This is a genomic window from Streptomyces himastatinicus ATCC 53653 (assembly GCF_000158915.1).
Taxonomy (GTDB): Bacteria; Actinomycetota; Actinomycetes; order Streptomycetales; family Streptomycetaceae; genus Streptomyces; species Streptomyces himastatinicus.
Genome location: NZ_GG657754.1, coordinates 6605305 through 6619444, shown reverse-complemented (window position 1 = coordinate 6619444; position 14140 = coordinate 6605305). Strand labels below are relative to the sequence as shown.

The window sequence follows — 14140 nt, the reverse complement described above, 5'->3', positions numbered from 1 at the left end:
TTGGACAACAAGCTGCTGACCCCGGCGATGTCCCGGTACGACGCGGCGCGCTCCGAGGTGACTGGCGGCGTGGCGGACGGTGAGGCACGGCTGCGGGTGGCCGAGACGGAGCTGCGCGAGCTGATCGCGTCCCAGCTGCGGCCCACCTGGGACGCGCTGTGGCGGGGTGTGGACCTGCTGCGCGACCTGCCGGAGGGGGCGCGGGTGGTGGACCGCTGGAAGCGGGACCGCTGGTCGTACACGGCCCACCGGGACCGCGTCCGGGCCGGTGAGCCGCCCCAGCCGAAGCGGGACGACGCGGTGACGGCGGCGCAGAAGCTCGCGGCGCGGGAGACGGCGCAGGCCCAGCTGGACGCGCAGGAGGCGCTGGACGATCCGCTGGTCATGGCGGGGCGGCGGCTATCCGGGGAGGCGTTCGCGGGCGAGGTCACCGAGGTGGAGATGGCCTGGTCGGAGGCGAAGGTGCCACGGCCCAGGCCCTTGGTCACGGTGCGCACCGAGGACCGTCCGCATCTGGCCGAGCGGGCCAAGTTGTACCGGGTGATGGACGACGGCCGGACGCAGACGGCGGAGTTCGTCGGGGAGCCCGAGGAGCCTGAGGATTCCGGGGAGCCCGAGGAATCCGCCGAGCCTGTGGAGGCCGGGGAGCCCGGAAGGGCCTCCGTCGCGTTCGTCGTCCGGCTGACCGGTGGAATGGGCCGGGGGAAGGAGCCGGAGCCGGGTTCGGTGCCCCGAGCCGGGCGACCGGGTGTGCTGGACGCTGTTCGAGCACGCCCCGCGCGGCGGCCCCGATCTGCCCGACCCCGAGAGCACGCCGTGGACCCACGGCGGCCCGCCGGACGCCGCCGCTCCCGAACAGGCTCCCGACCCCGTGACCGAGGAGGATTATCTGTGATCGCCACGGACCGGGCGGCCCGTGCGGGGAGGGGCGAGCCGTTCGACCCGTCGGCCGCGGCCGCGCGCGCGACCGACGCGATCCTGCACGACACGCTGCACGGCACCCACCGCGGTGTCGTCGTGGACTCCCCGCCCGGCGCGGGCAAGTCGACGCTGGTCGTCCGGGCGGCCCGGGAGCTGGCCGCCGCGGGGCGGCCGCTGATGGTGGTCGCGCAGACGAACGCACAGGTGGACGACCTGGTGGACCGGCTCGCCACGGCGGATCCGGACCTTCCGGTCGGCCGGCTGCACAGCAGCGATCCGCATCCGTACGACCCGGTGCTCGACGGCCATCCGGCGGTGCGCTGCTCGGCGAAGGTCGCCGATCTGGCCGGGCTGGGCATCGTGGTGTCCACCGCCGCGAAATGGGCGCACGTGAAGAACGTCGAGCCGTGGAGCCACGCGATCGTGGACGAGGCGTACCAGATGCGCTCGGACGCGCTGCTGGCCGTCGCGGGGCTCTTCGAGCGGGCACTGTTCGTCGGCGACCCCGGGCAGCTCGACCCGTTCAGCGTGGTGGGCGCCGATCAGTGGGCGGGGCTCTCGTACGACCCGTCGGCGAGCGCGGTGACCACGCTCCTGGCCCACAATCCGCGGCTTCCGCAGCACCGGCTGCCGGTGTCCTGGCGGCTGCCCGCGTCGGCCGCGCCGCTGGTCTCGGACGCGTTCTATCCGTACACGCCCTTCCGCAGCGGCACCGGCCACGGTGACCGGCGGCTGAGCTTCGGGGTGCCCTCGGACGGTTCCGGACCGGACCGGGTGCTGGACGAGGCCGCCGTCGCGGGGTGGGGGCTGCTGGAGCTTCCGGCCCGCCGTACGCCGCGCACCGACCCGGAGGCGGTGGCGGCCGTGGCCCAGGTGGTCCGGCGGACGCTGGACCGGGGCGGCGCGGCGGTCAGCGAGCGCGCCGACGAACCGGTGCCGCTGACCGCCGACCGGATCGCCGTCGGCACCGCGCACCGCGACCAGGCGGCGGCCGTGCGGACGGCGCTGGCGGGGCTGGGGGTGTCGGGCGTCACCGTCGATACGGCGAACCGCCTCCAGGGACGTGAGTTCGATCTGACGGTGGTGCTGCACCCGCTGTCCGGCCGCCCGGACGCGACGGCCTTCCACCTGGAGACGGGCCGGTTGTGCGTGCTGGCGTCCCGGCACCGGCACGCGTGTGTGGTGGTGTGCCGGGCCGGGGTGGCGGAGCTGCTGGACGAGCATCCGTCGACGGAGCCGGTGCAGCTGGGGGTGACGGTGAAGTTCCCGGACGGGTGGGAGGCGAATCACGCCGTCCTGTCGCACTTGGCCGAACACCGCGTCTCCTGGCGGCCCTGAGGAGATCCCGGCCTCCGCCCGTCCGCGGACCGGGGGCCGGGCCCCGGCGCTGGGTTCGGAGGTGGGGCCGGTGGGGAGACACCCCTGGTGGGGGCGGCGGTCTTGCCTCCCGCGCGACAATGGGAGAAGGACGCACCGCGAACCGCTCGTGTCTCACGACCCAGGAGGAGAGATCACATGCCCGAGCCGGATGCGGCTCAAGGCCAGCACGGCGCCGCGCCACGGCGAATGAAACCGGCCGCGCTGCTCTTCGAACCGGCCGCCGCCGTCAAGGACGAGGCGCACTTCTTCGACCTGGAATCGATCGAGGATCCACGCGAACTGCTCAGCCGCTCGACCGAGCTGGTGCTCGCGTTCCGCGCGGCGACGGACCGGGCCATGGAGTTCCAGGCGATGGCGGCCGCGCAGCTCGCCGACCCGAGGCGGTTCGACCGGCTGACCCCCGCCGTCATCGCCGAGCGGGCGGAGTGGACCGAGGACTACGCCAAAAAGATGATCGAGTTCGGTCGCGAACTGATACAAAGCGGCGAGCTACCGGACTGATGGGCGTACTCCGTAGGAGAAACCCGCACGAACGCGTGGCGTCCTGCCGTGATCATGCGCCGGGGGCATATGCGGGTGGAAGGTACCCCATCGCCCCGCGCCATGTCCCGGTTTTGCCGCATCCCCCGACACCTCCTCCACCGACGGTAATTGTAGAAACATGAGCAGAACGCCTCGGGACTCACTTCACACCGCCGCCTACGTCACCCCGGCCGGCGCGGACTGGCTCGCCTCCGCCAGCCGGTCCCCCCGCGGCGTCCACGCGCTCTGGGCACAGCATCCGGCGACCTCGGTCCCGCTGCCGTGCGGCACCGCATTCGACGTCGTCAGCATGGACGCGCTCTTCGGGCGCCGGGTGGTCAGCCGGTTATGGACCGATGGCCCCGGCACGGGTCCGGTGGCCGCCCAGGGCGGCCGGGTCCTGCTGTTCGCCACCCCGGGCGCCGCCCAGCGGCTGCCCGCGCTGCTCGGCTGGGAGGAGTGGGGCGGCGCGGCCCCACCGCTGCTCTGCTACGGCTGGGGGGACACGGTGACCGTGCCGCCCCTGTACCCCCTGGACCCCGGCCCGGCGGATCCCGAGCCCCCGGCGGAGATCGCCTCGTACGATCCGCCCTCGCCCCGCTGGCTCGTCGCGCCCGATGTCCGCAGCCCCTGGCTGCCCGGGCCCGAGGTGCTGCTGTGGGCCTGTGTGCGGGCGGCCCGCACGCTCCGTACCGCCGCCGATACGGACGCGGAGGGTACGGACACCTATGACACGGACGCCGACGACAGGGCCGTGACCAGCGCACCCGCCCTGTTTCCGGGCTGAGGGCGGCCCGAAAGATATCGATTTTCACTTCGCCTGACCCGGGTGCTAAGGTCTCCTACGTCAGCAGGCGCCGCTAGCTCAGTTGGTTAGAGCAGCTGACTCTTAATCAGCGGGTCCGGGGTTCGAGTCCCTGGCGGCGCACCGACATGCGAAGGCCTCTCACCATCGGTGAGGGGCCTTTCGTGTGTCCTCGGGGCGGGCCGTCAGCCGCACGACCGCCGCCTCCGGGCCGGGCATCGACCGGGCCTCCTCCCGCAGCGCACGGGCCGCGACCACGTACGAGGGCTGCTCCAGCAGGGCGAAGAGGTCCCGGGCCAGCTGGGCACCGGCCGCCCGGGCGGTGCGCGGCGCACCGTCGAGGAGGGCGGCGGGGGTGTACGCCCCAGCGCCCGTGAGGGCCACCCGCGCGCCGTTGAGCTGCTGCTCGGGGCGGGGCGCGACGATCAGCTGCGGCACCCCGGCCACGGCCGCGGCCAGGACGGCGGACCCTCCGCCCTGGTGGAGCACCGCGCGGCAGCCCGGCAGCACCCGGTGCAGCGGTCCGGCGGGCGGCAGCCCCTCCGCTGCGGTGCCCAGCCGGACGACCTCCACCCCGCGCGCCTCGGCCGCCCGCAACGCCGCCCGTACGGCTTCGGGCGGGCCCGCCGGGTCCTCCCACGCGGCACAGATCCGGGTGGGCGCGAGGCCCGGCCCATGGCGCACCGAGTCGTACGAGGGCTCGCCCGACGCGTCGTACGCCCCCTCGTACGCCCCGCGCGGCGACGCGTACGGCAATACTCGTAGCGCCTCTCATACGGGGCCTCGTACGGCGACTCATATGGGGACTCGTACGGGGAGTCGTACGGGACGAACCGCACCGGAAGCCGCCGCTCCGGCGACGGCAGCGCCAGGCTCGGCGGGCACGGGTCGAGCCACAGCTCCGGTTCGCGGGCCGGATCCGCCCCGTAACGCCGCATCAGGCGCGCATAGCCGGGCAGCGGCGGGCCGTCCAGCCGCTGCCGGTCGAGGCGCAGCAGCGCCGCACTCCCCCACAGCTGGCCGACCGCGGGCACGCCCAGCGCCGCCGCGGCCACCGTGCCCGCGTACGTACTCGCGTCGTGCACCACCAGCTCCGGCTGCCAGCAGCGGGCGTAGGCCACCAGCCCCTGGGCCATCGCCTCGGCGATGGCCACCCGCCGGTCGCCGAGGGCGCGCAGCACCCCGTGCTGCTCCGGGCCGAGCACCCCGGGCCGCACCGGCCAGTCCGCGGGCCAGATGCCGCGCGAGCGGCGCGCCACGGCCGGTGGCAGGCCGAGCGCGCGGGGCAGCACCCCGGCGGGCACCGGCATCAGCCCGGCCCGGGCGACCGCCGCCGCGCAGCCGCCCGGGACCGCGACCCGCACCTGGTGGCCCGCCGCGAGGAAGGCCCGGGCGAGCGGCACCAGCGCGACCAGATGCCCGCCCGGGGCCCAGGTCGTGAACAGGACGCGCACGATCCCTCCCGGTCAGCCGCCTGTGAGCGTGAGGGTGTGGCCGGTGAGATGGGTGTTGGCCTCCGAGCACAGGAACAGCAGCGTCTGCGCGACGGCCCGGGCCCCGGAGGGCGCGTCCTCCGGGCACACCGCGTTGACCAGCACGCCGTCCGCCGCCACCTGCCCGCTGAGGCCGCGGGCCAGGCCGTGCAGCCCGGCCTCGGCCGCGCCGTGGAACTCATCGGGCACCCGGCGCGAGGACACCAGCGCGATCCGGCCCCAGCCGCGCTCTCGCATCCCGACGACGGCGCGCTGCACCGTACGGATCACCGGGGCGAGGCTGTCCGCGACGACCGGCAGCCAGTCACCCTCGGGGATGTCCTCGAAACGGGCGCGCGGATCGCATCGCGCGCCCCGCCGCCATGCGTTCGCCACCAGGACGTCGAGCGCGCCCCAGCGCTCCTCGACGGCGGCCACGACCCAGAGCGGCGCGTGGAATCTTCCAATTCGGCTGCCATCGGAAGACTTGGTATCCGTCGGGCCCTCCAGATCCCCGCTAATCTCCTTTACCGGCCTCCCGGGGTTCCTGAAAGCCAGCCCATCCGTATTCTTTTGCCGAGAAGGCGCGGGCGGCGGCTCGCCGACGAGGCCGGTGGCCCCGGTGACCAGGGCCGTGCGCCCGTCCAGGCCCGAGGTCCATCTTGGGCGCGCCACCATCGCGCGGTTCGGCGCCCCGGCTTTGGCCAGCTGGTCGCGCAGCGACCGGACCGTGCCGAACCGCGGCCGCCAGCCGAGCAGCAGCCGGGCCCGGGAGATGTCCACCCGCTGCCAGGCGGGGCCCGCGGGATGACCGCCGGCGCCCGGCTCCTCCACCAGCGGCACGCCGAGCCCGCTGAGCACGATCATGCGCTCCACCAGCCGGCGCACGCTCAGCGCCTGACCACAGCCGATGTTGACGACCTGTCCGCTCGCCCGGGGCGCCGTCGCCGCCGCGAGGGCCGCGGCGGCGACATCCCTGACGTCCACGAAGTCCCAGCGCCCCTCCAGCGGTTCCAGCCGCAGCGGACCGGGGCAGTGGGAGGCCAGATGACGGGCCGCGGTGCCCAGGAGGTCGGTGCGGGGCGCGCCGGGGCCGAAGACATGGGCGATCCGCAGCACCGTGCCGTCCACCGCACCGGACCGGGTGGCGCCCAGCAGGGCTTGCGCGCCGAGCAGCTTGGTGCGGCCGTACGCGCTGACCGGTGCGGGCGGCAGATCCTCGGTGATGCCGACGCCGCGGCACACCGGGCCGTACTCGTCGACGGTGCCCAGCTGCACCAGCCGCGGCCGGTACGGCAGCGCAGCGGCGGCCTCCACCAGGGTGCGCACCAGCCCGGCGTTGGCAGCGGCCAACTGCTCCTCGGTGCCGCCGCGGGTGAGCCCGGCCGCGTTCACCACGACGTCGGCGGCGGCCCCGGCGAGGAGGGCGGCGAGCTGCCCGGACGGGGCGCTGGTCAGATCCAGCCCGGCCCAGGAGACGGCCTCACCGGGCTCCGGCTCCCGGCGGGAGATCACCAGCACCCGGGCGCCCGCGGCCTCGAACGCGCGCTGGACCGCACCGCCCAGGGCGCCGGTGCCGCCGAGCACCACGACGGACAGCCCCGCTGCATCTGACACCCTCGGCACCATCGGCCCCCTCCTCGCGGTCGTACCCGGATGGCGTTCTTGTGAGAACGCCATGGTCGCCGCCGTGACTTGAGCCCGCCTCGACCCGGCGCCGGGGCCGCCCCGGACCGGGCCGCCGCGCCGCCGCCCGCTCAGGGACGCCCGCACGCCCTGGCGTCCATGACGCGGATCGCCGGGCCCCCGTACGCGATGCGTTGGAGCATCCTGCGGTGCAGTGGGGTGTGACGCAGCGCCCGGGCGAGGTAGGGGCGCACACGAGTGGCGAACGCGCCGCCCGAGAGCAGGGCCCGGCTCTGCCGGGTCTGCATCCGTACGACGGCCGCGACATCGGGCCCCCGGCGCCCCTCGAAGGCGGCGAGGCGATCCGCACCGACGTCGCCCGCGGCCAGCGCACCGGCCAGCACGGGGTGCAGCACCACCGCGTCCTGGATGGCAAGGGTGATGCCCTGGGCGGCGATCGGGCCGTGGGTGTGGGCGGCGTCGCCGATCAGCACCAGCCCGTCGTCCACCCAGCGCCGGGCGCGGGCCGAGAAGACGTCCATCAGCCCGAGGTCGCCCAGGGCGCGGATCTGTTCGCGGATGGCCGTGGCGTACGGCGGCACGGCGCGCGCGAGCCGCTCCCTGACCCGGTCCGGGCCGAGCGCGGTGAGGGCGCGGTGGCCGTGCTGCGGCAGCGTCCAGCCGAGGTGTATGCGGTCCGGCCAGGAGCCGTAGACCACCACCGGGCCGTCCCCGGTGCGGAACACCCGCACGTCGCGGAGCGGCGGGGCGTCCGCGCCGCCCGCCCTGAGGGTGCACCACAGCAGCACATGGTGAAGCGCCTCGGTGCGGCCCGCGCCGATTCCGGCCAGCCGCCGGACGCGGGAGTAGCGGCCGTCCGCACCGACCACGGCCCGGGCCCGCACGGTGCAGCGGCCGTCCGGCCCGTCGGCGGTGACCCCGGCGATCCGCCCGTCCCGCCACACCAGGCCGCCGACCCTCCGGCCGGGCAGATAGCGGAAGCCGGGCGAGCGGCGGCAGTGGGCGAGGAGTTCGTCCAGCAGATGTGTCCGGGGGAGGGACAGCAGATGGTCGTACGGGGCGGGGAGGAGCCGGTAGTCGGCCTCCAGCAGCATCCGGTCGCCCTCGAACAGCCGGAACCGGTCGTGCTCCTGGGCACCGCGCGCCCGCGCCCCGGCGAGCACCCCCAGCTCGTCCAGCAGCGCCTGCGCGCCGGGCTGGAGGATCTCGCCGCGGGTCTCCCGCTCGTGCGCGCGGGAGCGCTCCAGCACCGTCACCCGCGCCCCCGAGCGCAGCATCAGCAACGCCAGCACGAGACCGGCCGGGCCGCCGCCGACCACACAGACCTCGGTATCGATCTCCTGGTGCGCCGTCGCCACCGGACTCACACCTCGTCGAGCAGGGCCACCGCGCGGGTCCAGCCCGCGCCCGCACCCGCGGTCTTCACGGGGAAGCAGGCGACCCGGAACCCGGTGGACGGCAGGGTGTCCAGCCGCGCCAGCCGCTCGATCTGGCAGTACTCCCGGCGGCGGCCCGCGAAGTGCGCGGGCCACAGCGCCGACCGGTCGCCGGTGGCGTGGTAGCGGCGGATCATGTCGTGGAAGGGCGCGTCGAGGCTGAACGCGTCGGTGCCGATCACCCGGACCCCCAGGTCGAGGAGGTAGTCGGTGGCGGGGCCGTCGAGGCCGGTGAAGTCGGTGAAGTAGCGCGGCGTACCGGCCCAGCAGGCGGCGCCGGTGTGCAGCAGGACGACGTCCAGCGGGCGGGGTCGGCAGCCGGTCCGGGCGAGCGCCTTCTCGATGTCCTCGACCCCGGCGGTGCGGGTGTCCGGGTCGGCGCCGGTGATGTCCAGGACGTGCGCCGGGCGCAGGAACCACTCCATCGGCATCCGGTCGATGACGCGCGACATCCCGCGCGCGCCGGAGGCGCCGCAGGGCACGGGGGCGTCCACCGGTGTGGACAGGTCGACGATGCGCAAGGCGCCCCCTCGGCTGGTGTCGGACGAGCGGTCGGCGGGAGGTCGGTGGGAGGTCGGATCGGGTCGGTGTCGGGTCGGTGTCGGGTCGGGTCGGATCGGATCGGATCCGGATCGGATCCGGATCGGCGAGGTCAGGCGGGCGTTGGGCGGGAAATGCACTACGGCTCCGCTTGCCCGCGCGGGGGGATCGGGCAGCGGAGCCGTAGCAGACCCGGCTGAAGGGCGGCGCCGGGCGTTCGGGGGGAGGGTCACCGGGCGGGCCCTGGGGAGGTGACGGGGCCTGTGCGGCGGGTGGAGCGGTCAAGCGGGGCGGGGCGCGGAACGGACCGTACGGATCGGCGGGTCAGGCGGCGAACAGGTCGAGCACCGGGCGGCGCCAGTGCCCTTCGAGGTCGAGGTCGAGCGCGGGGTCGGAGGCGAGCACCGCCTGCTGGAGCTTCTGGAGCCGCGGCGAGGGCTCGAGCCCCAGGTCCTCAACGAGCCGGGCGCGCAGCCCCTGGTAGACCTCCAGCGCCTGCCACGGGCGGCCCGCCCGGTACAGCGCGGCCATGCACTGGGCGTGCAGCCCCTCGTGCAGCGGATGACGGGCGGTCAACTCGGTCAGCTCGGTCAGCAGCTCGGCATGGCGGCCGAGCCGCAGATCGGCCTCGATGCGGCGCTCCAGGACGCCGAGACGGCTCTCCTCCAGCCGGGCCAGCTCGATCTCCAGGACCGGACCGACCCGCACGTCCACCAGCGCCGGACCGCGCCAGACCGCGAGCGCCTCGCGCAGCAGCAGGGACGCCTCGACATCGTCCCCGGCGTCGAGCGCGTCACGCCCCGCGGCCACCAGGCGGTCGTACTCATGGATGTCGACCGCGCCCGGCTGCGCCTCCAGGACATAGCCGCCGTACCGGGTGGCCAGCACATCCTTCGACGCCTGCGGTGCCTGGGGGCCGTAAGCGGCGGCCAGCCTGCGGCGGAGCTGAAGGATGTACGTCTGCAAGGTGGTGGGTGCGCTGCGCGGCATCTGCGTGCCCCAGATTTCCTCCATAAGAGTGGGCACCGGCAGCATCTGGTTGGCGTAGACGGAAAGCAGTGCAAGGATCTGCCGCGGCTTGCCCGCGCTGGGCACGATCGACTGACCGCACGCCTCGACGCTCAGCGGCCCCAACACCTTGATGTCCATGGTCCTGTACCTCCGTCAACGGTCCGTCAGGTGCCTCCTGGCCGCGCGGCCGTGCCATCGAGGCACACAAAAGACTCGCGGGTGAGCGGTGCCTCCGACCAGTGCCGGAATACCGAACTCGGTATGAGTCCTGGGAGGTCGACCCATGACAAATTCACACCCTGGCGATGACGGCGGCGCTGAACCGCGGCGGCGGCCCCGCCGCGGCCCCCGGGCCACGACCGCCTCCCACCCCGAGGAGAGCCTGTGATGACGGAAGCCTCCATCCCCCCGCAACCCGCGGCCGACGGCGGTGTCCCGGCCGCGCCGGACCCCGATCCGGATCCGAATGCCCTGGACGCTCTGGATGATCTGCACGATCTGGACGACCTGGTCATCGAGGATCTGACCGGCGCCTCCTGGCCGGCCGTCGCGCCACGCATCTGCATCTGCACGTTCGGCGGGGAATGAGGGACGCGGACGCATGACGGGCGAACTGGGCTTCACCCCGCATCTGCGGGTCGAACCGGTGCCGGGCGAGGCCGTCTACCTGGTCTCCGAGCACGGCGTCACCGCGCTGCACGGGCGGGCGATCGCGGCGCTCGCGCCGCTGCTGGACGGGTCGCGGGACCTCGCGCACATCCTCACCGAGGCCGCCCGCGCGGCCGGTCTGCCGGGCGCGGTGCCCGCCGGGCAGGCGGAGCGGGTCATCGCGCGGCTGCGGGCCGCGGGGCTGGTGTCCGAGCGGGAGCCCACGCACGCTCCCGGGCCCGAGGAGGCGTACTGGGAGCTGGCCAGTCTGGGCGGCGGGGACGGGCGCTCCATACGCCCGGCGGCACGCCCGGCAGCCGCCTCAGTGGCGTCGGTGATCCTCGGGTCGGCCGACCCTGCCGAAGTCCTCCGGGCGCTGCGGGCGGCGGGGCTGCGGGCGGCGGGCCCGGCAGACGCGGAGGGAGCCGGGGACGACCGGGCGGCGGCCCCGGCCGCGCAGGGCCGGGAGTGCCGATGGGCCGTACGTCAAGTCGGCCCCCGTCAACACGGCGCCGCAGAACTCACCCTTGTGGTGTGCGACGACTATCTCGATCCGCGGCTCGCCGCGGTCGACGCCGCCCATCGCGCCGCGGGCCGCCGCTGGCTGCCCGTCAAACCGGTGGGCACCCGGGCGTGGCTCGGCCCGTTCCTCGGCGCCCCCGAGGACCCGTGCTGGGCGTGTCTGGCCGACCGGCTGTGGCGGGGGCGGCAGGCCGAGGCGTACCTCCAGCGCAGGCTGGGCCGCCCGGGGCCGGTGCCGCGGCCGCCCGCCTCACTGCCCGCGAGCCGCGCGGCCGCGCTCCAGCTGGCCGCGCTGGAGGCCGCCAAGTGGCTGGCCGGGCACCGGCATCCGGGCCAGCAGGCGCTGTGCACCCTGGACAGCCTCACCGCCACCGTGGACCGCCATCCGCTCGCCCGCCGCCCGCAGTGCCCCGGATGCGGGAATCCGGCGCTGGTCGCGGAGCGGATACGGGCGCCGCTGGCCGTGCCGTCGCCGCGCGAGCCCCATGAAAACCACGTAGACGCCACCGACGACGCCTCACCGCGCCGCGTCATGGAGCGTTACGGCCATCTGGTGGACCCCGTCACCGGGCTGGTTACCGAGATCCGCCGCGATCCGCGCGGCCCGGCGTTCCTCAACTGCTACCACGCCCGGCACCCTTCGTACGCCGCGTACGCCACCTCTCCGGGCGGGCTGGACGCCGTACGCGCCGGGCTGGGGGCCGCCGCGCACGGCAAGGGGCGGACCGCCGAGCAGGCCCGGGCGAGCGCCCTGTGCGAGGCCCTCGAGCACTACAGCGGCCACTTCCAGGGCGACGAGCCGCGCCAGCGCGCCCGCTACCGCGCGCTGGATCCGGCGGACGCGGTGCATCCGGACACCGTCCAGCTCGTGGATCCACGGCAGTTGGCACGGCCGTATCCGGACCAGAGGGCGCCGCGCCACCGGCTCCCCGATCCGTTCGACGAGGACGCCGAGCTGGACTGGACGCCAGTGTGGTCGCTCACCGCCGAGCGGCACCGGCTGCTGCCCACCGCGCTGCTGTACTACGGCGCCCCGCAGCCCCCGGGGCGGCGCTGCTGCCGGGCGGACTCCAACGGCGCGGCGGCCGGGTCCACGCTCGCCGACGCCGTCGTACGGGGCTTCCTTGAGCTGGTCGAGCGGGACGCGGTCGCCCTGTGGTGGTACAACCGCACCCGTCAGCCCGCGCTCCCCCTTGACGCCTTCGACGACCCGTGGCTGGCCGAACTGCGCCGCGCCCACGGCGGACTGCGGCGCGAGGTGTGGGCGCTGGACCTCACCACCGACTTCGGCATCCCGGTGGTCGCCGCGCTCTCCCGCCGTACCGACAAGCCCGCCGAGGACATCACGCTGGGATTCGGCGCCCACTTCGACCGGCACGCCGCGCTGTGCCACGCCTTCGCCGAGCTGAACCAGATGCTGCCCGCGGTGGTCGAGGCCCGCGCCGACGGCGGCGGATACGGCGCGGCCGACGCGGAGGCGCTGCGCTGGTTCCGCACCGCGACGACCGCCAACGGGCCCTATCTGACGCCCGATCCGGATGCGGTGCCGCCGCCCGGGATGGCCGCTCCCCCGGACGGCGACGCCCTGGCCGCCGTACGGGAGGCGGTCCGTGCGCGCGGGATGGAGCTGCTGGTGCTGGACCAGACCCGGCCGGATGTGGGGCTGCCCGTGGCCAAGGTGCTGGTGCCCGGACTGCGCCCGCACTGGCCCCGGTTCGCCCCCGGGCGGCTGTACGACGTCCCGGTGGCCCTGGGGCGGCTGCGGCGGCCGACCGCGTACCGCGACCTGAACCCCGTTCCCCTTTTCCTGTGATTCTTCCTGTGATCCCCGGTGACAACCCGTAACTCTGTGTACGCCATGAGCCTTCTCCGCACCCTCTCCTCCCCCGCAAAAGATCGGATACTCTCGGGCAAGCCGCCCAATCCGGCCCGACCATCCGGAGGACGAGTGCAGGGGAGCCTCTTGCCCGACGATGCCGGGAAAAAGCCGCCGCGCGACCACGACGATCTGGCGCCGCGCCTGGCCGTGGTGATCACGGTCGTGGTGCTGCTGGGCTACTTCACCGTCGCCGTGACGTATGTGGTCGAAGGGCTCCCCCCGGGGAGCGCGGTGGACGCGGTGGTGCGGATGCTGGAGGTCCTGCCGTTGCTGGCCGCGCTGCTGGGCATCCAACTGCTGCACTCCTTCCCCGGTCTTGCGCCCCGGCTGGCCGCCGGACGGCACTGGACGCTGCTGCTCCAGGCGATGCTGACCTTCCTGCCGTTCGCCGTCTTCGAGCAGGCGTGGCTGGGCATGCCCGGTTTCCTGGCGGGCTCCGGGCTGCTGGTGCTGGCTCCGGCGGTGGCCTGGCCGACGTTCGCCGCGATCCTGGTGATCACCGATGTGCTGCTGTTCCAGGTCGGGTTCGGCTGGGACAAGGTCGCGTACACCACCGTGTCCACCACGATCACCGGGCTGGTGGTCTTCGGCCTCTCCCGGCTCTCCGGGCTGGTCGCCGAGGTCTCCCGGTCGCGTGCGGAGCTGGCCCGGCTGGCGGTCGCGCAGGAGCGGCTGCGGTTCTCGCGGGACGTCCACGACCTGCTCGGCCTCAGCCTCTCCACCATCACCCTCAAATGCGAGCTGGTGCACCGGCTGGTGCCCCGGCAGAACGACCGGGCGCAGCAGGAGCTGGCCGAGATCCTCCAGACCTCCCGTCAGGCGTTGGCCGATGTAAGGGCGGTGGCCAGCGGCTACCGCACGATGTCGCTGTCCGCGGAGGCGGAGACGGCCCGGTCGATGCTGGCCGCGGCGGGCATCCGCGCCACCGCGGACATCGACTGCGGGCCGCTGCCCGAGCGGGTGGACACGGTGCTGGCGAGCGTGCTGCGCGAGGGGCTGACCAATGTGCTGCGGCACAGCAAGGCCGACCACTGCGCGATCACGGCCCGGCGGTCGGGGCCCACGGTGCGGCTGACGCTGGTGAACGACGGGGTGGGCAAGCCGTCCACCATCCTGCGCGCCGACAGCGTCGCCGGTGCCGCGGGCACCGACGGCGGCAGCGGGATCGGCAACCTCCGGGTGCGGCTGTCGGGCCTGGGCGGGCGGCTGTACGCGGACGTACGGTCCGACGGCCGGTTCGAGCTACGGGCCGAGCTGGAGCTGTCCACCCAGGCGCCGCGCGGCGGTCGGGGGCGCGGTACGGAGGAGGAGCGGGGCCCGGCGGTGCCGGGGTGACGCCGGGCCGCGGCGTAGCGTT

At 74.8% G+C, this 14140-nt stretch carries 11 protein-coding genes, 1 tRNA gene and 2 pseudogenes; 8 read left to right on the top strand and 6 right to left on the bottom strand.

Features of this window, described 5'->3' with window-relative positions; all coding sequences use genetic code 11:
- The 5 genes and pseudogenes from SSOG_RS28270 to SSOG_RS28250 form a co-directional block, all read left to right on the top strand.
- A pseudogene (locus tag SSOG_RS28270) lies at positions 1 to 895 on the top strand (hypothetical protein); the annotation flags it as partial.
- The gene (locus SSOG_RS28265) at positions 892 to 2259 is read left to right on the top strand and encodes an AAA family ATPase (protein WP_009717674.1); all 1368 of its coding nucleotides are present in this window, start codon (positions 892 to 894) and stop codon (positions 2257 to 2259) included. The pseudogene SSOG_RS28270 and the gene SSOG_RS28265, both read left to right, overlap by 4 nt.
- A gap of 177 nt (positions 2260 to 2436) precedes the next feature.
- Positions 2437 to 2802: a hypothetical protein gene (locus tag SSOG_RS28260; RefSeq protein WP_009717673.1), complete on the top strand. Its 366-nt coding sequence runs from the start codon at positions 2437 to 2439 to the stop codon at positions 2800 to 2802.
- Between the two features lie 160 nt (positions 2803 to 2962).
- Positions 2963 to 3610 carry a bifunctional DNA primase/polymerase gene (locus SSOG_RS28255; RefSeq protein ID WP_009717672.1) on the top strand — a complete coding sequence of 216 codons (648 nt, stop codon included), beginning with the start codon at positions 2963 to 2965 and terminating at the stop codon, positions 3608 to 3610.
- A 67-nt stretch (positions 3611 to 3677) separates the two neighbouring features.
- Positions 3678 to 3751, top strand: a tRNA-Lys gene (locus tag SSOG_RS28250).
- An 18-nt stretch (positions 3752 to 3769) separates the two neighbouring features.
- Here the strand turns inward: SSOG_RS28250 and SSOG_RS28245 are convergent.
- The 6 genes and pseudogenes from SSOG_RS28245 to SSOG_RS28215 form a co-directional block, all read right to left on the bottom strand.
- Complete coding sequence (locus SSOG_RS28245) at positions 3770 to 4117, bottom strand: nucleotide disphospho-sugar-binding domain-containing protein (protein WP_342634342.1); 348 nt, start codon at positions 4115 to 4117, stop codon at positions 3770 to 3772.
- Positions 4054 to 5082, bottom strand: a complete 1029-nt coding sequence (locus SSOG_RS28240) for a glycosyltransferase family protein (RefSeq protein ID WP_009717670.1) — start codon at positions 5080 to 5082, stop codon at positions 4054 to 4056. The genes SSOG_RS28245 and SSOG_RS28240 overlap by 64 nt, the downstream gene beginning before the upstream one ends.
- 12 nt (positions 5083 to 5094) lie before the next feature.
- Complete coding sequence (locus SSOG_RS54960; protein WP_208867380.1) at positions 5095 to 6717, bottom strand: SDR family NAD(P)-dependent oxidoreductase; 1623 nt, start codon at positions 6715 to 6717, stop codon at positions 5095 to 5097.
- 140 nt (positions 6718 to 6857) lie between these two features.
- Positions 6858 to 8105, bottom strand: a complete 1248-nt coding sequence (locus SSOG_RS28225; protein ID WP_039938899.1) for an FAD-dependent monooxygenase — start codon at positions 8103 to 8105, stop codon at positions 6858 to 6860.
- A gap of 5 nt (positions 8106 to 8110) precedes the next feature.
- A pseudogene (locus SSOG_RS28220) lies at positions 8111 to 8683 on the bottom strand (cyclase family protein); the annotation flags it as partial.
- A gap of 364 nt (positions 8684 to 9047) precedes the next feature.
- Positions 9048 to 9872, bottom strand: coding sequence for an AfsR/SARP family transcriptional regulator (locus SSOG_RS28215; RefSeq protein WP_009717667.1), 825 nt, complete (start codon positions 9870 to 9872; stop codon positions 9048 to 9050).
- A gap of 249 nt (positions 9873 to 10121) precedes the next feature.
- On the opposite strand from SSOG_RS28215, the gene SSOG_RS28210 reads away from it, so the two are divergent.
- From SSOG_RS28210 to SSOG_RS28200, 3 genes are all read left to right on the top strand, one after another.
- Positions 10122 to 10322 carry a hypothetical protein gene (locus SSOG_RS28210; RefSeq protein ID WP_039938898.1) on the top strand — a complete coding sequence of 67 codons (201 nt, stop codon included), beginning with the start codon at positions 10122 to 10124 and terminating at the stop codon, positions 10320 to 10322.
- A gap of 13 nt (positions 10323 to 10335) precedes the next feature.
- Positions 10336 to 12717 carry a TOMM precursor leader peptide-binding protein gene (locus tag SSOG_RS28205; RefSeq protein ID WP_039938896.1) on the top strand — a complete coding sequence of 794 codons (2382 nt, stop codon included), beginning with the start codon at positions 10336 to 10338 and terminating at the stop codon, positions 12715 to 12717.
- 150 nt (positions 12718 to 12867) lie between these two features.
- Positions 12868 to 14118, top strand: a complete 1251-nt coding sequence (locus tag SSOG_RS28200; protein ID WP_245606398.1) for a sensor histidine kinase — start codon at positions 12868 to 12870, stop codon at positions 14116 to 14118.
- Positions 14119 to 14140 lie beyond the last annotated feature (22 nt).